Genomic DNA, 20,971 nt, shown 5'->3' with positions numbered 1-20,971 from the left:
TGAGGTGGACCCGGGGGGGTGGGAAAGGGGTCCCGGTTTCGGGGGTGGGGTCGGTAGCCTCGCGGGCATGAGGATCGGCATTGTGGGGGCCACCGGCCAGGTCGGTGGCGTGATGCGGCAGGTGCTGGCGGAGCGGGAGTTCCCAGCGGAGCAGGTGCGGTTGTTCGCCTCGGCGCGGTCCGCCGGGCGTACGCTGCCGTGGCGCGACGGCGAGGTGACAGTCGAGGACGCCGCGACCGCGGACTATTCCGAGCTGGACATCGTGCTCTTCTCGGCCGGTAAGGGCACCGCCCGGGAGTTGGCCCCCCGGGTCGCCGAGGCCGGGGCCGTGGTGATCGACAACTCGTCGGCGTTCCGGATGGACCCGCAGGTTCCGCTGGTGGTCGCCGAGGTCAACCCGCACGCCGCCCTGGACCGGCCCAAGGGCATCATCGCCAACCCGAACTGCACCACGATGGCCGCGATGCCGGTGCTGCGTCCGTTGCACGCCGAGGCTGGCCTCGTCGGCCTGGTCGTCTCCACCTACCAGGCGGTCTCCGGCGCCGGGCTGGCCGGCGTCGCCGAGCTGGACGAGCAGGTCCGCAAGGTGGCCGAGCACGCCGCTGGGCTGGCCTTCGACGGGTCGGCCGTGGAGTTCCCCGCGCCGCGCTCGTTCACCCAGCCGATCGCCTTCAACGTCCTCCCGCTGGCCGGTTCGATCGTCGACGACGGTTCGTTCGAGACCGACGAGGAGCAGAAGCTCCGCAACGAGAGCCGCAAGATCCTGGATATCCCCGACCTGTTGGTCTCCGGCACCTGTGTCCGGGTGCCGGTCTTCACCGGGCACTCGCTCCAGATCAACGCCCGCTTCGCCAGGCCGCTCACCCCGCAGCGCGCCCACGAACTGCTGGCCGACGCGCCCGGGGTGGCACTGACCGACGTCCCGACGCCGTTGCAGGCCGCCGGCCAGGACCCGACCTACGTGGGCCGGATCCGCGCCGACGAGACCGTCGAGTACGGGCTGGCGCTGTTCTGCTCCAACGACAACCTGCGCAAGGGTGCCGCGCTGAACGCTGTGCAACTCGCCGAGCTGGTCGCCGCCGAGCGCCGCTGACCGGCACGGTCGCCGAACATCGGACAATCACCGAGCCCCCGCCGTACGTCGGCGAGGGCTCGGTGCCGTTCCGGGTGGTCGCCCTGCTGTTCCAGGTGGTCGCCCGCAGGGGCCGGCAGGTCGTGCTTGGATGGGTCGGAGACGATCGTCCAACCTGGAGGACACCATGCCGGATGACCGGACCCAGCAGGCGTTGACCGATCTGGTGGCTGGCCGCTCGATGGGCGTGCTCGCCACGATCAAGCGGGACGGGCGTCCACAGCTGTCAACTGTGGTCTACTCCTTCGACCGGGACGCGGGCCTGATCCGGGTCTCGGTCACCGACGGCCGTGCCAAGACCGCCAACCTGCGCCGCGACCCACGCGCCAGCTTCCACGTCAGCAGCGAGGACGGCTGGGCGTACGCGGTGGTCGAAGGTCGCGCCGAGCTGACTCCGCCGGCCAGCCAACTCGACGACGACACGGTCGAGGAGTTGGTGGCGCTTTACCGGGGGCTGAGGGGCGAACACCCCGACTGGGACGAGTACCGCCAGGCCATGGTCGACGAGGGCCGGATCGTGCTACGCCTGCACGTCGAGCGGCTCTACGGCATGCCGCCCCGAGGCTGACCCGCCGCCCAGGCTGACCCGCCGCCCAGGCGGACCTGCCGCTCAGGCTGACCCGCCGCCCAGGCTGACCCGCCGCCCAGGCGGACCTGCCGCTCAGGCGGACCTGCCGCTCAGGCGGACCTGCCGCCCAGGCTGGCCCGCCACAGTCGATCAGCCTGGCTCGATCACTGTCACGCCGGGCCAACGCTGCGCCGGCCGGTGCCGGGCCAACCGCTGCCGCGACAGGGCCACGTCCACCCGGGCCGGGTTGTGCCGCCACACCCCGCCCAGCAGATCCGTCAGACCATACGGCGCGCAGACGTCCAGCCGGCCGGCCTGGTCCAGGCGGACGGCCACCGCTGTCGCGTACTCGGGCCAGGTGGCGACCGCCTCGGCCACGCTGCGGTACGGCTCGATCGGGTCGCCGCCGAACGTGGCCGCGTACCAGGTGTGCACAGCCGCCTGGTTGCGAGCCTCCCACGGCGGCTGCGCCCACATCCCCTTCAACAACGCGGTGGCCCGGTCGTCGTCGGCTCGGGTCAGCCTCGCCGGGTCGAAGAAGACCACGTCAACGTCGCGGACCCGCGCCGGGTCGAACCCGTTGCCGTACCGCTCGCCCCAGACCAGGTCGCGCAGTGCGCCAGCGCCGATCCAGGCGTCCGGCAGCCCGGAATCACGCACCACCGCCAGCGCCCGGGTCAGCCAGTTGCTGCCGGCGACCAGATCCCGCAGCTCCTCCTCGCCCGTCATCATGCGCCCACGGTAGGCAGCGGACACCCACACGGAGAGCCCGGCAGGCAGTTGGCGTTACCCCCTCCCAGGCGGCGGGTAGACGGGCCGTGCCGACACCGAGAGGGGAGCACCATGACAACGGTCGGAGAGTTCATGACGACCCGGTTGGTGACGATGGACGGCAACGACACACTCATCGCAGCCGCGCAGGAGATGCGTGACAGTGCGATCGGCGATGTGGTGGTTACCGACGGTGACAGTGTGGTCGGCATCGTCACGGACCGGGACATCACGGTCCGAGGCGTCGCGGAGAACATGGACCCGGGCTCGACCCGGTTGAACCAGATCACCACTCGCGACGTGATCACGGTGAGTCAGTACGACGATGCCGTGGCCGCCGCGGACCTGATGCGGACGTACGCCGTACGCCGACTTCCGGTGATCGACGACGGGCGCCTGGTCGGCCTGGTGTCGATGGGTGACCTCGCTGTCGAGCGCGAACCACAGTCGGTCCTGGCCGACATCAGCGCCGACGAGCCGAACAACTGACCCGTCCGCCGCGGCGCGCGCCGGCTCTCCCTTCCGGGAGGGCCGGCGCGTGGCGTCTCGACCCCCTGCTCACCCGGATCGGGCGAGGTTGAGCGGGGGAGCGGCGGGGACCCGTGCGGGGACGTGCAACACGCCGGCCGTCCGTGCGACGCGAGCGCAGTGGGTGGGATCCCCGGCCCGGCAACTGGGAGGAGTGGACCCGATGGTGGACGCGACCACGAGGTTCTTCGAGGACCTGGACCGGCGGGGGTACGAACCTCTGCTGGCCAAGACCTCCGGGACGCTGCGGATCGACCTGCACGAGGGGGCGCAGACCCGGCACTGGCTGCTGAGGATCGATCACGGCCGGCTGAACGTCAGTCAGGAGGACCAGGAGGCCGACACGGTGATCGGCGCGAGCCCGGTCCTCTTCGACGACATCGCCTCGGGGCGCGAGCACGGCCTGGCCGCGCTGTTGCGGGGGGACATGACGGTGTCCGGTGACGCTCGCCTCGTCGTACAGGTGGAGCGGATCTTTCCGGGTTCCCCGGACGCCCGCGGGCCGCGTCGGCGATTCGCGGGGGAGGAGCACTGATGGGGCAGAGCAACACGATCCGGATCCTGGACGGCAACACGTTCGTCGTCTGCGAGGACACCGGTGACATCGAGGCGACGCCGAGCGAGCCCACCGGGCTCTTCTCCATCGACACCCGGTTCCTGTCGACCTGGGTGCTGACCATCAACGGTGAGCGACTCAACTCGCTCTCCTACGACGACCTGCAGTACTTCGAGTCGCGATTCTTCCTGGTCCCGGGGATGGCCACGCACTACGTGGACGCGAAGCTGTCGATCATCCGCGAGCGCGCGGTGGGCGGCAGCTTCTGTGAGCAGCTGACCATCCTCAACCACGACGAGAAGCCCGTCGACCTGGAAGTCCGAATGGACGCGGCGTCGGACTTCGCCGACCTGTTCCAGGTGAAGGACGAGATCCTCAACAAGAAGGGCGAGATCTACACCGAGGTGGAGTCGGACCGGCTGCGGCTGGGGTACCGGCGGGGGAACTTCCGGCGGGAGACGGTCATCTCGTCGTCGACGTCGGCCCGGTACGACAGCAAGGGCTTCGCGTACACAGTGCACCTGGAGCCCAACGAGCAGTGGGATGCCTCGATCGACGTCCAGACCTACGCGGTCGGACCCGGTGGCCGGGACCTGCGGTTCGGCCTGCGCAAACACGGCACCGAGCGGCTCGCCCTCCAGCACGACCTGGAGCAGTGGATCGCCGACGCACCGAAGGTCAACAGCGAACACGGCCGGGTGGCGAGCACGTACCGGCGCAGTCTGATCGACCTGGCGGCGCTGCGCTTCTCGCCGCTGTCGCTGGGCGGTGCCACCCTGCCGGCCGCCGGTCTGCCCTGGTTCATGACCATGTTCGGCCGGGACAGCATCCTCACCTGCCTGCAGACACTGCCGTTCACCCCGCAGCTGTCGAAGACGACGCTGCGCATCCTGGCGTCCCTGCAGGGCAGCCGGTTCGACGACTTCCGGGACGAGGACCCGGGGCGCATCCTGCACGAGATGCGCTACGGCGAGACCGCGGCCTTCGAGGAGCAGCCACACTCGCCGTACTACGGCTCCGTGGACGCGACGCCGCTGTTCATCGTGCTGCTCGACGAGTACGAAAAGTGGAGCGGGGACGTCGCGCTGGTCAAGGAGTTGGAGCAGGAGTCCCGGGCGGCGCTGAGGTGGATCGACAACTACGCCGACCTGGTTGGCACCGGCTACATCTGGTACGAGCGACGCAACACCGACACCGGCCTGGAGAACCAGTGCTGGAAGGACTCCTGGGATTCGATCTCCTACTCCGACGGCACGCTGCCGCCGTTCCCCCGGGCCACCTGCGAGGTGCAGGGGTACGCGTACGACGCGAAGGTCCGCGCGGCCCGGTTGGCGCGCGAGTTCTGGGGTGACCCGGAGTTCGCCGACCAGTTGGAGCGGGAGGCGGCGGAGCTGAAGGAGCGGTTCAACCGGGACTGGTGGGTGGAAGACGGCGGGTACTTCGCCCTGGCCCTGGACCCGGACGGCCGGCAGTGCGACATCCTCAGCTCCAACATCGGCCACCTGCTGTGGAGCGGGATCGTCGAACCCGAGCGGGCGGAGAAGCTCGCCGCGCACCTGGTCGGGCCGCGGCTCTTCTCCGGCTGGGGGGTGCGCACCCTCGCCGAGGGGGAGGCTCGCTACAACCCCATCGGCTACCACAACGGCACGATCTGGCCGTTCGACAACTCGTTCATCGCCTGGGGTCTGCGCCGGTACGGCTTTGCCGAGGAGGCCGCGACCATCGCCAACGGCATCCTGGACGCGGCCACGTACTTCGACGGCCGGCTGCCGGAGGCGTTCGGTGGCTACCCGCGGGAGCTGACCAAGTTCCCGGTGGAGTACCCGACGGCGTGCAGCCCGCAGGCCTGGTCGACAGGTACCCCGCTGCTGCTGCTGCGCACCATGCTCGGTCTGGAGCCGCACGAGGGTCACCTGGCGGTCGAGCCACGGCTGCCGGTGGGGATGGGCCGCATCGAGGTCCTGGACATCCCCGGTCGTTGGGGCCGGGTGGACGCTTTCGCCCGGGGTCGACTGGATCTGGACAATCTCGCCGACTGACCGATTCGGCCGCCGAACCGGCGGTGGCGCCGCCGCCCGCGTCGCCGCCGCCGGGTCGCCACCCAGCCGATCCCCAGCCGGTCAGGGTAGATTCTGCGAATGCCGGAGCTCGTGTACCCGCCCGTTATCGCCGCCGCCAAGACGCTGTTCCGGGTCCTCGACCTGAAGATCACCATCGAGGGCGCCCACCACGTACCCCGCACGGGCGGGGCGGTGCTGGCCAGCAACCACGTCAGCTACCTCGACTTCATCTTCGCCGGTCTGGGCGCGAACGCATCGGGCCGCCTGGTGCGGTTCATGGCCAAGGATTCGGTCTTCACGCACAAGATCTCCGGCCCGCTGATGCGCGGTATGCGGCACATTCCGGTGGACCGGCAGGCCGGCGCTGCCTCGTTCCGCGCCGCCGTGGGCGCGCTCAAGAAGGGCGAGGTCGTCGGCGTCTTCCCCGAGGCGACGATCAGCCGGTCGTTCACCGTCAAGGAGCTCAAGAGCGGCACGGTCCGGATGGCCCGCTCGGCGAAGGTGCCGGTGTTGCCGGTCGCGCTGTGGGGCACCCAGCGCCTCTGGACCAAGGGCCGCCCGCGCACTCTGACCCGTCGGCACACGCCGATCACGATCCTGATCGGCGAGCCGATCAGCCCGGCGGACTTCCCGGACCCGAACGTGCTGGCCGCCGAGCTGACCACTCGCCTCAGCGCCCTCGTCGACCGGGCACAGCGGGATTATCCGGACACCCCGGCCGGCCCGGACGACACCTGGTGGCAGCCCGCGCACCTGGGCGGCAGCGCGCCCACGCCGGAGGAGGCCGCCGCTCTGGACGCCGCCGCCGAACACCCCGCTCCCAGCGCCTGACGCTGAAGGCGTGTGTCGACGTTCTCGGCGGGCCCGGGGCTTCGACGCACGCCCTAGCTGGACGGATCGCTCCACGCCGGGGCAGAACGCTCTCTGCCGACGCGGACGGTCGGTGTCACCGCTGCCCGGATGCTGCGCCGCCTGCGAGCCCGCCCCACGAGGTCGGATCCGGTCTTGAGCGGTAGTAGTCGTCCCGGGAGTGGAACTCCACCGGCAACGAGCCGGGCAGCGTGATCCGGGTGTCGCCGGCGAGCAGACCGGGGCCGGCCCGCAGCAGCAGCACGTCGCGCTCCTGGGCCGAGAGGTCGACCAGTTGTGGACGGTTGAGCCGGAACATGGCAACCGCCCGGCGGACCTGCCGGGCCAGCGCCACGACCTCGGCTGTCGTTCCGCTGAAGGCCAGCGCCGGCTGCTGAATGGTGCGCAGCGCGTCGCAGACGATCAGCAGCTGGGCAGGGACGTCCGGCGCGCTCGTCGGCAGCTCCAACCGGGACGGCCACTGCCAGCGGATCTGACCGCTCATCAGGCCGTTGAGTCGAGCCGGTGGCCGGGCCCGGTGCGTGCCGTCGGCGACCAGCGACAGGTGCGAGCCACTGCCCACCCAGCAGATCCGCTGGTCGGTGACGGTCACCGCGACCGGCTCGGGCAACTGCCAGCGGCGTCGCACCTCGCTCGGCCCGAGCAGGTAGCCCGCGACCAGCAGTCGGTGTCGCCCGAGCAACCGCTCGCCGGGCATGGGTCGCAGGTTGTAGCGGCGGTCCAGGGTCGGGCCCACGTCGTCGTCGGTGGCGTCGAACCGGTGAGGACCGATGAAGAAGGGGGACGCGTCGGCGTGCATCGTCACGACCTTCCGGTCAGCTGGCTGTGTAAGAAAGCCTTCCGGACCGGAGCGCCCCTGTCATGACGCCTGTTAGGGGGTCGGCCGGTCGTGCGCCGCCTGTGACCGGTAGATGCCGATCTCCTCCGGGCGGACGAGACCGTCCTCGATCGCACGGGCGAGTAGTGCCGCCTTTGTGGCGGCGGGTCGCCCCGCCCGGGTGTACTTGATCCGTGCCCGGTCGACGTACTGCTTCACTGTGTGCTCGCTGATCTGCATCCGCCGGGCCACCGACGCTTTTGACATCGACTGGAACCAGAGCAGCAGCGCCTCACGCTCCTTGTCGGACAACATCGGCCGGTCCGGCCGTGGGTCGCCGACCATCGCACCGGCCAGCGCCGGCGGCACGTACGGACGGTCGCTCGCGGCGGCCAGCACCGTCTCCACGCAGTGTTCCCGGCCCTCGTGCTTGGCCAGGAACGCCACCGCCCCGGCGTCCAGCGCGGCGAGCATCGTCTGCGGGTCGGTGTGCTCCGAATAGACCACCACCCGCCGGCCGGCGGCGCTCAGCTCGGCCAACTTGTCCAACGCCATCCGCCCGTGCAGTCGCAGGTCGAGCAGTATGACGTCGGCGTTTGGCGCCGCCCGCAGCACCGCGTCCGGGTCGTCGCCGGTGGCGAGCACCGTCAGGCGAGGCTCGGTGGCGAGCCAGGCGCGGACCCCCTCGACCACCACCGGATGGTCGTCGACGATCGCCACCCCGACCGGCCGGTCGCCGGTCACCGCCGCCACCGGGTCTGCGCCCATCTGATGTTTCCGTCCCGTTCGTAGAGGTACTCCACCGGCCCGTCGTAGTGCTCCCCGGGGGGCGGGCCGGTCGACTCCGGCCCCTCCCGGTCCGGTGTGACCAGGCTGACCACCACCTCGTCCGAGCCGGAGACCACTGTCAGACGCGCCCATTCCCGGGCGTCGGCGAGGGTGCCGGTGAGCGGGTCGGCCAGCCGGCGGCGGACCTCCACCGGCAGCGGCGGCGGGGTGCCGATGGTGACCAGGTCGATCGGAAGGCCGTTGCGTTCCGCCAGGTCGGCGGCGGCTCGCAACTCGTGCAACAGCGGGTCGGGCACATCGTCGGACTCGGCGATCAGCCGGCGCAGTCGGGCGGCGGCCAGCATGCACCGGCGCTGCACCTCCGGGTCGTCCGGGTCGGCCTGGCCGGCGGCCAGGTCACCGAGGACCCGCCCGGCCGCCGAGCTGACCAGGGCGAGCCGGTCCCGGCGTTCCCGAAGGCCCCGCTCGGCGGCGTCCCGCTCCGCGGCCATCGCGTGACCGGCGGCCGACACGGCGGCCCGTTCCCGAGCCAGGCCGACGATGACGGTGCTGCCCACGAAGACCGCCACCGGCAGCGAGAACGTGCCGTAGACGTACATCACGTAGCGGGCCACGTCGGCCGGATCGGGGCCGTGCCCGAGCACCGCGACCAGGGCGATCAACGCGTGGGTGCTGAGGAGCGCGATCAGCCCCGCGACGCGCCGGCCCCACACCGCCAGCACGAAGAACCAGCCGAGCGTGCCCCACACCCAGTTGGCGGCGGTGAACAACTGCCGCTCACCGGCCGCGGCGAAGACGGCCGCGTCGACGACAAGCAGCAGCCCGGCCAGCGGCCACGGCGGCAGTGGCGAACCTCGCAGCAGCCGTACCCCGGCGATCGCGCCGGTCACGGCGACCAGTACCCAGGCGCCGAGCACCACCGCTGGCGCGGCGAACTCCGCACGGGCGGACAGCACCGCCGGCAGCGCGATCGCGACGTGCCAGGCCAACGCGATGGCGACGGCGGCGATCCGGGCACCCCGGTCGGACGCGTGCGCCACGGCGGCCGGGGCGGCGAGCGCCGCGGGGGACTCCGGTTCCCGAGGCGTCGGAACGCTGATCCAGTTCGGTGTCTCCGGCGCGTCGGTGGGGTGCGCCGGGGCGTTCAGGTCAGCCGACACCGGGCCACTCCAGCCGAATCCGGGTGCCCACGCCGACGGCCGAGTGCACGTCGGCCCGGCCACCGACAGTCGCCATCCGGCCACAGATGGACTCGCGCAACCCGTACCGGTGCGGTGGGACGGTGGCAAGGTCGAAGCCGGGGCCGTCGTCGGCGACCTCGACCACGACGCCGATGGCGTCGCGGGTCAGCCGCAGCGTGGCCCCGGCGCCCGGCGCGTGGCGGACCACGTTGGACAGCGCCGCGTAGGCGCTCTCGCTGATCGCGTCGGCCACGCCGACCGGGACGGCGCAGGACGCCAGGTCCAGCCGTACCGCAAGCTCGGGTAGCCGGCCGGCCACCAACCGCAACCGCCCGTCGAGCGGCACCGGGCCGTCGCCGGCCACCGGGCCGACGTCGGTGAGTGCGACGAGGGTACGCAGGTCGGCCGCGCAGCGGTCCCGGAAGACTGTCGAAGGCCCGGCCACCGCGCCCAGCCCCACCATGGTCAGCGTCCCGAGCACCGTGTCGTGCAGGTCGCGGTTCTGCTGGCGTTCGGCCTCGCGGGCGGCGCGTGCTACCAACGCCTCCCGGGTCAGCCGCTGGTGTTCGACGAAGGCGCGGTCGGCCCGACCGATGCGTCGGCGCATGACCGCCGTCATCATCGCCGTGCAGGCGGTCTGCACCAGCAGCGTGGCCGCGTGCGCCCGGGCTTCAATGGGGTTGCCGGCGGCCTGCGCCCCGGTCACGTAGGTGGCTATCACGAGTAGCCCGGCCGGGATCGACCAACGTGCCGAGGTCGTGGCCTGTGTGTTGATCACCGTGGTGCTGGCCAGCACGGCGATCCAGCTGCCCTCGCCGGGCAGCACCTCGGGCGCCACCAGCACCGGGATGAGCAGGCAGGTCAGCGCGGTGACCGCCACGTCACCGCCGGCGAGGCCGGGGCCGATGCCGTGGCGCAACGCGCGGTGTGCGTACCAGAGGGACCAGCCGGTCAGCACTCCCACGGCGGGCAGCAGCACCGCCTGCTGCACCGGCGGGGTCTGCACCGACACGGCGACCGCCGCGCCGAACAGCCCGCAGCTCAGCCGCAGCAGCGCTGGCAACGTGGTGAAGATGAGGCCCAGGGCCCCGCCGGCCGGATTGTCCAGCGTGGGCGGCGGCACGGTTGGGGTGGCAACGGCCGGCATCGGGAAGTGTCCTTCCGACAACGACCCGGTCCGGGTCCACGCGGCGTAGATCGACATCGGACAATAGCATGGCGGACCGTGACGGGGTCATCCCTTGTGTGCGGAGTGTCGCTAATGTGTCACTCTGTGCAGCGGGCTGAAGGAGGCCCCAGCGCGGCGTGCGCGCGTGATCCACTCGCGTTCACGGAAGTCGGGGTGTCCGGAGCCGGCCGACCACCCGACATCATGAAAGCCGAGTCGATCACCGGGTGCGATGGAGCGACCACCCGACCGGAACCGCGGGTGCCCGTCGTCCGTCTCATCCCCGGATGGAAAGGTGGTGAGCCGGATGCGCTCGTCCCGTACGGCACTCGCGGTGGCACTGCTCGGCATGACGTTGGGCGGCTGCGGTGGCACGGAGGTTGGGCCGGGTCGGGCCGACGAGCCCGCTCCGGCTCAGATCGTCGACGGGTGGACCTCCTGCGCCACGGAGGCGCCCAGGGCCGGCGAGATGACCACGGAGGCGTCGCCACCGGCCGTGGACGAGCCGACGATCGGTCGCATCGACCCCACGTTCACACCGGTCGCGGCGGTGGTCTGCGGGCGGGAGATTCGGCCGGGGCCCAACGGCGGCCAGGAGCAGGTCGCCACCGAGCGACGCGCCGAGGAGATCACACGGCTGCTCACCGCGCTGCGCCTTCCCGACGAACAGGCCGACGGGGAGGTCGCCTGCACCCTCGACATGGTCATTCCGCCGTGGCTCGCACTGGTGGACGAGCGGGGGCGTTGGCTTCGGCCCCACATCCCGACGGACTCCTGCGACAAGCCGCGCCCCGAGGTGATCGCCGCTCTGGCCGGGCCGCAGTGGACCACTGTGGACACGCGTACCATCCGGCAGGTCGAATCCGCGGCGGCCGAGGCCGCCGGGTGCGCCCAGCAGTGGACGGACCTGGTGTGGGTGGAGACCCGCAACGGCCGCCCCGGGCCGCCTCCGCCGGCCCGCTCGACCGCCGGGCCGCTGCGCCTCTGCGTCTACGAGGTGCCCGCGTCGCTTCAGGAGGGCGAGAAACCGCCGGGTGATTTCGTGTACGGCGGCCCGCTGCCGGCCGAGCGTCAGGCGGGCGTGCTCCGGGGGCTGTCCAACCGCCGGGCGGTGGTCGACTGTGCCACCCCGGCGAGCCGCTTCGCGGTGCTGCGCCCGCTCGAAGGGGCGGGCCCCGACCGATATGTGGAACTCGACGGTTGCCAACGGTTCCTGGTCGCGCCAGCGACGGGCGGTGCGCAACTTGGCCAGGGCGACGCCGCTCTGGCCGCCTTGCTGGGGCCCGTCTAGAAAGTCGGGGGTACGCGCTACCGTCCCGGTCATGGCAGCTCGGATTTCCCTCACCCTCGACTCCACGGACGCACAGGTGCTCGCCGCCTTCTGGAAGGAGGCCGTGGGCTACATCGACGAGCCACCACCGCCGCCCTTCGCCACCCGCGCGGAGTGGCACGCGCAGTTCGACCTGCCAGAGGACGACCTTCCCGAGCACGGCGCGTGGCTGTGCGACCCCGACGGTGTCGGCCCCTACCTCTCCATCCTCAACGTGCCCGAGCCCAAGACGGCGAAGAACCGGCTTCACATCGACATCCGGGTGCCCGGCCACGGCAACTCCGACGAGCAGTGGGCGCGGATCCGGGCTGAGGCCGAGCGGCTGGCGCGCGCCGGCGGACGGGTCCTGGCGGAGTTCGACCAGCAACACGTGGTGATGGCCGACCCGGAGGGCAACGAATTCTGCGTGGCGGCGTCCTCAGCCTGAGCACTGTGTCACCAGGTCTCCAGGCGGTCGAGGTCGCGGGCCGGCCGGTACCCGCCGAGGATCGCCAAGCCCTCCGCCTCGGTGTAGCCGTTCCCCCGACCCTTGCGGAACGCCTCGACGTAGCAGGACTTGACCACCATCTCCAGCACGTCCCTACCTTGCCGGCGGGCCCGGTAGGGGCCGGCGACAAGATCTCCGCGCCGGGCGTAGTCGCTGTTCGGGGCGAGTTGCGCCCGAACGGTCAGCCAACGGCCGGACGCGTCACCGACCACCAGAGCGCCCTCGACGAAAAAGTCCCGCGCTGACCGGCCGAGCGTGACCGAGCACTCCAGCAGCCGTCCCTCGGGCGGCAGCGACTCCAGGCGGAACGGCACGACGCAGCGGTGGGCGCCGTCGAACCGCATCCGGCTCGCCGTACCCGTCGCGTCGTCAAGGGTGGTCGCGTAGGTTTCCACCTGGGCCCAGAGCCCGTCGGCGGGTTGCCAGCGGACGAACCACAGCTTCCGGTCGCCGGACGGATCGAACCAGGCGACCCCCGAGCGGTCGCCGACCCGTATCTCGGTCCGTCCCTGCGGTCGCCCCTGCGAGGACAGCGTCTGCGGGAGCCCGTCGAGCAACGCCTCGGTGCGCCCCAGCACGAAACGGGCCTGACCGCTCGGACCCCGGAACTCGACGCTCTCGATGCCGCGCCCGGTGCGCCACGAGGCGAGGTCGGCACCGTTCACCAGGTTGTCCGTCGTGAAGTGCACCGTCGCGGGATCGGCGCCGACCTCCTCGGGGCGTACGGTCCCGTCGCTCTGCGCCTCCGGCAGCATCAGGGCCGCGACCGGCATGACCGGGTCATCGGTGCTCCGAACGCCCGGGATCGCCAGCACCACCGAGGTGAGAGCGACACACACCGCTGCCACGCCGCCGGTGATCAGCCCCCGCCGCCGCAGTCGCAACCGCCGGCCCCGATGCCGGGCCTGTTGCACGATCGGCGTCGGGTCGATGTCGCCTCCCGCCCGATGCCTGAGCGTGGTGGCAAGCTGCTCGTCGAGGTCACTGAACATCAGAGGTCTCCTGCCCATGCGTGGGTTGCCGCACCCTGTCGTCGACGCAGCGCCGCCAGGGCCCGCTTGGCGTGTGTGCGTACCGTCCCGGTCGAACAGGCGAGGATCTCGGCGATCGACGTGTCGTCCAGATCCTCGTAGTAGCGCAGCACGATCACGGTGCGCTGACGTGCCGGCAGATCACAGACCAACCGCCACAGCGCGTCGCGCTCGGCAACCCCGGCGGCCTCGTCCACCCCGCCGGCCCGATCGAGCACCGCGGCAACCGAGATCTCCCGGCTGCTGAGCCGACGCCACCACGAGTTGTGGGTGTTGACGACCATGCGCCGGACGTACGCGTCCGGCTGGTCCGTCCGCGAGATGCGCCCCCACCGGGCGTAGGCCCGGGCGAGGACCTCCTGAACCAGGTCCTCGGCTCGGTGCTCGTCACCGGTCAGCAGCCGGGCGAGCCGCACCAGCGCCGAAGTGCGAGCGAACGCGTACTCCTCGAACGTCACGCCCTATTAACGCCGTAGGCCGACCGACCCGTAGACACCCGCCGGGCACTTTGTGCGCAGCTTGCCGACCAACCTCGGGACGCGCCTGCCTGTCGAGGCGTCGGCGGGGCTACCTCCGTCCATGTCGGGAAAAAATCTATGAGCGAAGCGCTAGACATCCGTGCCAGCGCCGGCTAATGTTCCTGGGGTCGAGAGAGCAAACAAAGACGCTGACGTTGCCGCCCCGCACGAGGGCGAAGGAGTGGAGCCCAGGAAGCTGTAGGGCCTGCTCAGCTCGGCGACGGGCAGTTGCCGTCGCTAGGTAGTACGTGGAAGGCGTGTGACAGCGGGTGGGGCCGACGCTTGTTCAGGGCTTCACCCGAGGTGAGAAAGGTTCGTCGCACGTGTCAGGGCCATGAAGTCGCGTGGGGCTCGGACACCGACGGACAGCACGGAGTACGACAGAGGAAATCAGAGGCAAGGGAGGGCATTACACCGTTGGATCGCCCGCTGCCAGTCGCTTTCGTGGGCTGGGCGCGGACACCGCAGTTTCCATCGAACGAGAGGTGGTCTTCGGTCACGCTTATGCGATCCTCGCACCCGAAGTCGTCAGTGACGGCTGGTGCGGACAAGACAAGCCGACGTTCTGTCGGTAGATGGTGTTCCTGACCCACAACCCTTGGGCCCCGGTGCTTCCGAGCACCGGGGCCCTCGTGATGGAGGTTCCATGGCTCAACCCGACGACATGTTCGACGATGAGGACTACCCCGCCTACACGATGGGCCGTGCCGCCGAGATCCTCGGCTGCTCGCAGGACTTCCTACGCCGACTCGGCGAAGCGAAACTGATCGACCCGCAGCGCTCCAGTGGCGGGCACCGCCGCTACTCCCGCTACCAACTGCGCCTTGCCGCGAGAGCCCGGGAGATGTGCGACCAGGGCACCGACATGGCCTCGGCCTGCCGGATCATCATTCTTGAGGACCAACTCGAAGAGGCGCTTCGGCGCAACGAGCGCCACCAGCAGGGCTGAGCTGGTTGCGGCGCTGATGGCGGCGGTCACAGCCGCGTGGATCATGCTGGTCTCGGCTGCGTGAGAGCGTGCCGCCGCATCCACTACGGCCAAGCACGGCGCGGAAGCGCCCGGCCCGACGAAGCATCGAGCCGGGCGCATCAGGCTGAGCTATGCCACGAAGCGTGAACGGCGTCGGCGCCCGATCAGGTAGCCCGCGCCGCCGAGGAGCAGGAGCACACTGCCAACGCCGGCCACGGTCGCGGTGTCGGCACCGGTAACGGGCAGCCCACCGCCCTCGCCACCCTCGCCACCCTCGCCGCCGGGGGCACCCGGGCTGGCGGAGGCAGTAGGAGTCGGTGCAGCGGTCGTCGAGGCGCTGGGCGTAGCGCTCGGCGTGGGCTGAGACGTCGGCGTCGGGGTGGGCTGAGACGCGCAGTCGAGCTCACGGGCGGCGTACAGGCCGTCGTTCAGGTAAGCCAGATAGGCATCGACTGCCGCCTCGCGGAGCACCGTCTGCGCGGCCGCCTCCACGTTGGGGCCAGCATCCGTCAGCGTGCGAACCACAGTGATCCGCAGAGCCGTTGACCAGGCTGCCTGCACATTCGTCTTGAGGAACGCGCGGAGCTCTTCATCAGTGCCCTTCAGTGCCTCCTGAATGGCACCCGGCAGAATGGGCAACGCGTCGGCGTTCGCCGCGGACAGGATCTGGGCGGCCAACACCCGTACCTCCTGCTCGGGAGCGGTGTCCAGGTCGATGGTGAAAAGCTCGCGGATGTCCTTGTACGTCTTGCGCTCGACCGTCTGGCAGGCCTCGTTCAGCCCGGGCGATTCGATCTGAGCCACCGCCGGTGCCGCCGGAATCAAAAAGGCCAGCGCCAATAGGGCGCCGGCCGGGAACTTCCATCGCATGTGGTCTTCCTCCCCGTTGCAAGCAAAAACACGGAGATACTACCGTCAGTGCGCGAAAGGGCAAGATGGATAGACGTCCCCGCCTGCGTCGCGGCCGCCTTCAGATCGTTGCGCCCAGGACGAGGTTCCCGCTCGTCCGGTGCCTCGCCCCGAACCGTGCTGAGAGGCCGCCGCGGTGATCGTCTCGACCGGGCACGGCAAGCCGCTGACCTGCTGTGGTGAAGTGCGCCCGGCAGGATTCGAACCTGCGGCCTTGGGATTAGAAGTCCCCTGCTCTATCCGCTGAGCTACGGGCGCGTGTGGCGTGGATGTCGCGCCCAGAGGGTACCGCCGTCCCACTGCCCGACGGCGAAAAGGGTGCCCGCGTCCACGTTGCCGAGCAGGGTCTCACGTCCGCCGGGGAGCGGGCATCCGGGTTACCGCGGGACGGCCTCGCCGTGGACCGTACCGTTGGCTGGTGTTGCTGGATTCCGACGCCGAGAGCGACGTCGCCTACGAGCTGTGCCAGGTCGTCGGTCGTGCCATCCTGCCGTACCGGTCATCGGGCGACGTCGGTACCGCGTTCTTCTTCCGTGGTGGCGACGACCCGGTGGGAGAGTCGCTGCTGACGGCGGCCGACCTGGTGGGCGGTTCGGGTGGTGAGTTGACCCTGCGGGCCAGCGTCACCGAGCCGGCGGGAGTGGCCCCGGCCGTCATTTCCGAGGCCGAGATCGTGCCCGGTTGGGCCCGCTTCGCGGGCGACGGGGTCGCCGTGTTGCCGACCGCCGGCCTGCACCGGTATGCCGGCGACGGAGGCTGGCGGTGGCGCGTGCAGCCGGTGCCGGCGGGGATCGCCGCCGGGCCCGAGGTGGTCGCCCGCCTCGGCGCCGACACCAGTTCCGCTTTCGTGCTGGCCCACGGGGTACGCGAAGACGGGTCGCGGCCGCTGGAGGTCGCGATCGAGCGGGTGGTCCGCGACGGGGATGCCGTGCTGATCACCACCGAGCTGCCCCCGGGGTACGTCGGCGCGCCGGTCTTCATCGTGCAGGCCGAAGCCACCGGTGAGGTTTCCCCGTACTGCCTGGGCCTGGTCCTGCCCGGTGTCGGCGCGCACCCGGTGGCGACCTTCGACCGGATCAGTGCCGTCCTTCCGGCGACGCCCGGCGACGTCTGAACCGCGCCCGGCCTGGTCAGCCGCCGGCCGTCGTCGCCTTCGCCGGGTCGGCCGGCTGTACGTCGGTCGGCGCTGTGTCAGTGCGGTCGGCATCGGTGGGCGCGGCAGCAGCTGGGACCGCGTCCGTTCGCGCGGCAGCAGCTGGGACCGCGTCCGTTCGCGCGGCGTCGGGTGGGGTGGCATTGGTCCGGGCGGCGTCGGGTGGGGCGGCATTGGTCGGCGCGGCGTCGGCGGGGGCGGTGGGGCCGGCGGCGAGGAACGCCTCGGCCCAGCGGCCCACCTCGTCGAAGACCTTCGTCCGCACGGCCGGGCCGGAGAGCGTGAGGTCGTGCAACCCGCCGTCGAAGCGCGCCAGTGTGACGTGGCGACCGAGGCGGGGCGCGTAGCGGACCATGTGCTCGACGTCCAGTACCGCATCGGCCAGGGTCGCGTTGTCGTGCCACTTGGTGCCCCGGAATGACCGGGTCGAGCAGGCCAGCAGGACCGGCACCTGGATGTTCAGCCCGGCGCGCAGCCGGCGTTGCCCGGTGCGGATCGCGTTCAGCCAACCGGCCCGGACCGGGAACCCGGCCAGCGGCTTCCACGCCAGGTCGTAGGTCCACTCGCCGCGGTGGTCGGAGTGGATGCTTTCGCCGTACACAGTGCCCAGCCCGAACGGCAGGATGCGGTGCGGCGCCCTGCGGCCCAGCCGGGACACGGCGGCCGCGAGGGGTCGACGGACCGCCCAGGGGGCGTTCAGGTCGAAGAAGGGGCTGTTGAGCACCAGGCCGTCGATGGTGCCGGTGTCGCGGCGGGCGTCCGCCCAGAGCGAGATGATCAGGCCACCGGTGGAGTGGCCCATCGCCAGCAGGGTGTCGTGCCCGTCGTCCTTGCGGATGACCTCGGCGGCGGCGTCCAGCTCGGGGAAGTAGTCGCTGATGTCGCGGCAGAAGTTCGGGGTCTGGGCCGGGAGCAGACTCCGGCCGTATTTACGCAGGTCGAGCGCGTAGAAATCCCAGCCTCGCTCGGCGAAGAAGTCAGCCAGGTGAGTCTGGAAGAAGTAGTCGACGAAGCCGTGCACGTAGAGCACGGCCCGCCCGGTGGGGCGCTCGGCCCGCCGCCGGACCAGCGTCGCGACAACGGGGCCTTCGTCGTCGGTGCCCAGGTCGATCGTCTGCCGCTCGTACGGCGGCCCCAACACGTCCGGTTCCACGAACGCGACGCTACGCCGCCAACTTACCCAGCGGTAGCCCACGCCCGCCCGATGCTCGCCCCCGCGATCTTGCGCTTTGTGTCCCGGCGTAAGGGGTGATTGCCGCCATTCGGCGTTCGAAAGTGCAAGATCGCGGGGGTGTGGCGTGGGTCAGGCGGTTTCCGCGTCGGCGCGGAGGGCCGGGTCGACGGGCTCGTCGGCGTCGATCTGCGGCTGCGGGACGTCGCGCAGGTGCTTGTTGTGCCGGGGCTCCTGGCGGGTCTTGGCGTCGTTGAGCTTGCGGCGCAGGTCGTCCCGGACGTCATTGAGGGCGGCGTGCAGGTCCTCCTCCGTGGAGGTGGTGACGATCTTCTGTCGGCCGGCGATCCAGCACTCCAGGGTGACCTTCTGACCGCGCGCCTCCCGGTCCTTCACCGACACCTCCAGCTCGGTGGCGTCGGCGTGGAAGCTGGCGAGCCGGGCGTCGAGGGTGCCGAACTGCTCGGCGATCCAGTTGCGGTCGCCCTGGGAGAACCCGGCGCCCACCCGCAGGCATTCAGCCACGGTGGCCGGGTTCGCCACGGCGCTCATCGCTGCGCCTCGGAAGCGTTCGCGGAGCCGATGGTAGTGATCATCATGGCGCTGACCTCTCGTCGACGTGGAGCTGTCGGTGGTGCGTTGATCAAGTCCTTACCCAGTTCGGGCGGCCTGGGAAACCGTGGACGGCGGGTCGGGTGGGTCGGGCGTACCACAGCAGGGCTTGATCAGGGCGTTGTCCACAGGTGGGTTCGTCATCCACAGGTCGGGGACGGGTGCTCACGAAGGGCGCCTTCAGTGTCGATGCTCGTGTCGAGTCGACTCGCGCTGGCAGGCCCCGATCCCCCTGGAGGGACGATGTTCGACACTTACGTGACAATCGTCGGCAATGTGCTGACTACGCCCGAATGGCGGCGTACGACCCAGAGCAACACCCTGGTGGCCAACTTCAAGGTCGCGTCCACCGCCCGGCGACTCGACCGGGACAGCGGCCGGTGGGTTGACGGCAATTCGCTCCGCGTCCGCGTCAACTGCTGGCGCAAGCTCGCCGAGGGGGTGGCGGCCTCCGTCATGGTCGGCGATCCGGTGGTGGTCTGCGGGCGGCTCTACACCCGCGACTGGACCGACGACGGCGGTAACCACCGCACGCTCTACGAGTTGGAGGCGGTGGCCGTCGGCCATGACCTCTCCCGGGGGCGCGCCCGTTTCCTGCGCAACCGGCCGAGCATGGCGACCAGCACGGTGGAGGACGCGGAGGCCGAGAGCCGGGTGCACGGCGAGCCCACCGAGCCGGTGCCGGCCGGGCAGGCGCCAGTGCTGCCCGACGGCAGTGCGTTGGACGACGACTTCGAGCTGCCCGACTACGCGGAGCTGCGAACCAGCCCGTTCGGCAACGTCCCGGCGGACGACGACAGCCCTCCGAGCGGCGGCGTCTTCGGTGACGGCGGAGCACTTGCGAGCGGCGGACAGGGCGGGCCGGCCGACGCTGCGCCGGCACTCGACGACGAGCTGGCCCCGTCGCCCGAGGTGGACGACGACAACGCCGACGGTGACCTGGACGACGAGTTGGGGTCGGTGCCCGACGAGGGGCAGCCGGAGCCGGCGCAGCCCGGTCGAGGGCGGCGTGGTCGGGGCCGGATTCCGCAACCAGCCTGACCGATCGGCTCGGCCGTCGCGGTTGAGCGGCACGACGGGGGCGGGGTGGCGGCGCGACCAGCGTCGTCACCCCGCGTGACAGGACGTCGGCGGGTTTGTCGACCTGTCACTCACGGGTTCTCGTTGCCGGTGCGGCACCGTGGGTTGGGCTGGTTCACGGAATGCTCGTCTAGGCTGGCCGGCCGGAGGTGGTGCGGGTGCGACGGACAGCGCCGATGGCGAACGCGGTGGGGCTGCTGGCCGGGTACGCGCTGGACAGGGTGCTCGGTGACCCCCGCCGGTGGCACCCGGTGGCCGGCTTCGGGCAGGCAGCGGGCGCGCTGGAGCGCCACCTCTACCGCCCGGACCGAACGGCGGGTACGGCATTCACCGCGCTGGCCGTGGGCGGGCCGGTGTTGCTCGGGGCGGTCGCCGCGGCGGCTACCCGCCACCGGCCGGTGACCCGGGCGGTGCTGGTGGCGGCCGGCACCTGGACCGTGCTGGGCGGCCGCACGCTACGGCACGAGGCGACCGTCATGGGTCGTACGCTGCGTGACGGTGACCTGCCCGCTGCCCGGCGACGTCTCGGTCACCTCTGCGGGCGGGACCCGTCGACGCTGGGCGAGTCGGAGCTGGCCCGTGCCACAGTCGAGTCGGTAGCGGAGAACACCTCCGACGCGGTGGTCGCTCCCCTGCTCTGGGGTGCGGTCGCTGGTCTGCCCGGGCTGCTGGGCTACCGCGCGGCGAACACCCTCGATGCGATGGTCGGGCACCGGTCGACGCGCTACGCGCGGTTCGGCACGCCGGCCGCTCGGCTGGACGACGCGCTCAACCTCCTGCCGTCCCGGCTGACCGGGCTGCTCACCATCGCCGTCGCGCCGGTCGCGCACGGCGACCGGCAGCACGCCTGGCAGGTGTGGCGGCGGGACCGCAACGACCACCCGAGCCCCAACGCCGGTCAGTGCGAGGCGGCGATGGCGGGCGCGCTCGGGGTCCGCCTCGGTGGTCGAAACGTCTATTTCGGGCGCTCCGAGGTGCGGCCGTTCCTCGGCGACGGTCCCCGCCCCGAGGCGCGGCACCTGAAGCGGGCCGCCCGGATCTCCGGCGCGGTGGGGCTGGCCGCCGTCGGGTTGGCCGCCGCGTACCCGGTGACGCTCGGCCGGCTGGTTGGTGCGCTGAGCAGGCGTGCACTGACCGGTGCCGTGGGCCGGCGAGGGTCGGTGGAGATGGCCGGAGGGCGCGGGTGGGGTGGCGTGGCCGGGGCCCTGCGGTCGGCCGGTGCCGGTGAGCACGGGCTGCGGGCCGTCGGTATGGGCAGGGTCGTCGGGGT

20 protein-coding genes, 1 tRNA gene and 2 pseudogenes are annotated in these 20,971 nt (G+C 71.3%); 12 read left to right on the top strand and 11 right to left on the bottom strand.

What is annotated here, in order from left to right; genetic code table 11:
* Positions 1–67 precede the first annotated feature (67 nt).
* Entirely contained in the window at positions 68–1,093 is a 1,026-nt protein-coding gene (locus ABZU43_RS25280; protein WP_355008946.1) for an aspartate-semialdehyde dehydrogenase, read from the top strand.
* A 166-nt stretch (positions 1,094–1,259) separates the two neighbouring features.
* A complete protein-coding gene (locus tag ABZU43_RS25275) occupies positions 1,260–1,700 on the top strand; it encodes a PPOX class F420-dependent oxidoreductase (RefSeq protein WP_355009010.1) in 441 nt (146 codons plus the stop codon).
* 150 nt (positions 1,701–1,850) lie between these two features.
* Here the strand turns inward: ABZU43_RS25275 and ABZU43_RS25270 are convergent, their stop codons facing one another.
* A complete protein-coding gene (locus ABZU43_RS25270; RefSeq protein ID WP_355008945.1) occupies positions 1,851–2,432 on the bottom strand; it encodes a nucleotidyltransferase family protein in 582 nt (193 codons plus the stop codon).
* A 111-nt stretch (positions 2,433–2,543) separates the two neighbouring features.
* Here ABZU43_RS25270 and ABZU43_RS25265 point away from each other — a divergent pair, with 111 nt between their 5' ends.
* The 4 genes from ABZU43_RS25265 to ABZU43_RS25250 all read left to right on the top strand — a co-directional run bounded on the left by ABZU43_RS25265 (position 2,544) and on the right by ABZU43_RS25250 (position 6,446).
* Positions 2,544–2,960, top strand: coding sequence for a CBS domain-containing protein (locus ABZU43_RS25265; RefSeq protein WP_355008944.1), 417 nt, complete (start codon positions 2,544–2,546; stop codon positions 2,958–2,960).
* A 202-nt stretch (positions 2,961–3,162) separates the two neighbouring features.
* Positions 3,163–3,534, top strand: a complete 372-nt coding sequence (locus ABZU43_RS25260; protein ID WP_355008943.1) for an SCP2 sterol-binding domain-containing protein — start codon at positions 3,163–3,165, stop codon at positions 3,532–3,534.
* Positions 3,534–5,594 carry a glycogen debranching N-terminal domain-containing protein gene (locus ABZU43_RS25255; protein WP_355008942.1) on the top strand — a complete coding sequence of 687 codons (2,061 nt, stop codon included), beginning with the start codon at positions 3,534–3,536 and terminating at the stop codon, positions 5,592–5,594. Before ABZU43_RS25260 ends, ABZU43_RS25255 begins: the two co-directional genes overlap by 1 nt.
* Positions 5,595–5,693: 99 nt before the next feature.
* The gene (locus tag ABZU43_RS25250) at positions 5,694–6,446 is read left to right on the top strand and encodes a lysophospholipid acyltransferase family protein (RefSeq protein ID WP_355008941.1); all 753 of its coding nucleotides are present in this window, start codon (positions 5,694–5,696) and stop codon (positions 6,444–6,446) included.
* A 115-nt stretch (positions 6,447–6,561) separates the two neighbouring features.
* Here the strand turns inward: ABZU43_RS25250 and ABZU43_RS25245 are convergent, their stop codons facing one another.
* The 4 genes from ABZU43_RS25245 to ABZU43_RS25230 form a co-directional block, all read right to left on the bottom strand.
* Positions 6,562–7,284, bottom strand: a complete 723-nt coding sequence (locus tag ABZU43_RS25245) for a hypothetical protein (protein ID WP_355008940.1) — start codon at positions 7,282–7,284, stop codon at positions 6,562–6,564.
* A 72-nt stretch (positions 7,285–7,356) separates the two neighbouring features.
* Positions 7,357–8,070, bottom strand: coding sequence for a response regulator transcription factor (locus tag ABZU43_RS25240; RefSeq protein ID WP_355008939.1), 714 nt, complete (start codon positions 8,068–8,070; stop codon positions 7,357–7,359).
* A complete protein-coding gene (locus ABZU43_RS25235) occupies positions 8,043–9,191 on the bottom strand; it encodes a hypothetical protein (RefSeq protein ID WP_355009009.1) in 1,149 nt (382 codons plus the stop codon). Before ABZU43_RS25235 ends, ABZU43_RS25240 begins: the two co-directional genes overlap by 28 nt.
* Before the next feature lie 49 nt (positions 9,192–9,240).
* The gene (locus tag ABZU43_RS25230; RefSeq protein ID WP_355009008.1) at positions 9,241–10,419 is read right to left on the bottom strand and encodes an ATP-binding protein; all 1,179 of its coding nucleotides are present in this window, start codon (positions 10,417–10,419) and stop codon (positions 9,241–9,243) included.
* A 328-nt stretch (positions 10,420–10,747) separates the two neighbouring features.
* On the opposite strand from ABZU43_RS25230, the gene ABZU43_RS25225 reads away from it, so the two are divergent.
* Together ABZU43_RS25225 and ABZU43_RS25220 are read left to right on the top strand one after the other, a co-directional pair.
* Positions 10,748–11,731: a hypothetical protein gene (locus tag ABZU43_RS25225; RefSeq protein WP_355008938.1), complete on the top strand. Its 984-nt coding sequence runs from the start codon at positions 10,748–10,750 to the stop codon at positions 11,729–11,731.
* 31 nt (positions 11,732–11,762) lie between these two features.
* Positions 11,763–12,197 carry a VOC family protein gene (locus ABZU43_RS25220; protein ID WP_355008937.1) on the top strand — a complete coding sequence of 145 codons (435 nt, stop codon included), beginning with the start codon at positions 11,763–11,765 and terminating at the stop codon, positions 12,195–12,197.
* An 8-nt stretch (positions 12,198–12,205) separates the two neighbouring features.
* Here ABZU43_RS25220 and ABZU43_RS25215 read toward each other — a convergent pair whose 3' ends face one another.
* The gene (locus tag ABZU43_RS25215) at positions 12,206–13,249 is read right to left on the bottom strand and encodes a hypothetical protein (RefSeq protein WP_355008936.1); all 1,044 of its coding nucleotides are present in this window, start codon (positions 13,247–13,249) and stop codon (positions 12,206–12,208) included.
* Complete coding sequence (locus ABZU43_RS25210; RefSeq protein ID WP_355008935.1) at positions 13,249–13,746, bottom strand: SigE family RNA polymerase sigma factor; 498 nt, start codon at positions 13,744–13,746, stop codon at positions 13,249–13,251. Before ABZU43_RS25210 ends, ABZU43_RS25215 begins: the two co-directional genes overlap by 1 nt.
* A gap of 706 nt (positions 13,747–14,452) precedes the next feature.
* Here ABZU43_RS25210 and ABZU43_RS25205 point away from each other — a divergent pair.
* The gene (locus tag ABZU43_RS25205) at positions 14,453–14,755 is read left to right on the top strand and encodes a MerR family transcriptional regulator (protein WP_355008934.1); all 303 of its coding nucleotides are present in this window, start codon (positions 14,453–14,455) and stop codon (positions 14,753–14,755) included.
* A gap of 150 nt (positions 14,756–14,905) precedes the next feature.
* Here the strand turns inward: ABZU43_RS25205 and ABZU43_RS25200 are convergent, their stop codons facing one another.
* A complete protein-coding gene (locus ABZU43_RS25200) occupies positions 14,906–15,646 on the bottom strand; it encodes an LPXTG cell wall anchor domain-containing protein (protein WP_355008933.1) in 741 nt (246 codons plus the stop codon).
* A gap of 224 nt (positions 15,647–15,870) precedes the next feature.
* Positions 15,871–15,943, bottom strand: a tRNA-Arg gene (locus tag ABZU43_RS25195).
* A 160-nt stretch (positions 15,944–16,103) separates the two neighbouring features.
* Here ABZU43_RS25195 and ABZU43_RS25190 point away from each other — a divergent pair.
* The gene (locus tag ABZU43_RS25190; RefSeq protein WP_355008932.1) at positions 16,104–16,799 is read left to right on the top strand and encodes a hypothetical protein; all 696 of its coding nucleotides are present in this window, start codon (positions 16,104–16,106) and stop codon (positions 16,797–16,799) included.
* A 253-nt stretch (positions 16,800–17,052) separates the two neighbouring features.
* Here the strand turns inward: ABZU43_RS25190 and ABZU43_RS25185 are convergent.
* Both ABZU43_RS25185 and ABZU43_RS25180 read right to left on the bottom strand, forming a co-directional pair.
* Positions 17,053–17,991 (bottom strand): annotated as a pseudogene (locus tag ABZU43_RS25185) (alpha/beta hydrolase); the annotation flags it as partial.
* Positions 17,992–18,141: 150 nt separating this feature from the next.
* Positions 18,142–18,561, bottom strand: coding sequence for an HPF/RaiA family ribosome-associated protein (locus ABZU43_RS25180; protein ID WP_355008931.1), 420 nt, complete (start codon positions 18,559–18,561; stop codon positions 18,142–18,144).
* A 303-nt stretch (positions 18,562–18,864) separates the two neighbouring features.
* Here ABZU43_RS25180 and ABZU43_RS25175 point away from each other — a divergent pair, with 303 nt between their 5' ends.
* Positions 18,865–19,662, top strand: a complete 798-nt coding sequence (locus ABZU43_RS25175) for a single-stranded DNA-binding protein (RefSeq protein ID WP_355008930.1) — start codon at positions 18,865–18,867, stop codon at positions 19,660–19,662.
* A gap of 215 nt (positions 19,663–19,877) precedes the next feature.
* Positions 19,878–20,840: pseudogene (locus ABZU43_RS25170) on the top strand (cobalamin biosynthesis protein); the annotation flags it as partial.
* Between the last annotated feature and the right edge of the window lie 131 nt (positions 20,841–20,971).

The organism is Micromonospora sp. NPDC005205 (assembly GCF_040608275.1).
GTDB lineage: Bacteria > Actinomycetota > Actinomycetes > Mycobacteriales > Micromonosporaceae > Micromonospora.
This window is presented reverse-complemented; position numbering and strand designations above follow the sequence as displayed.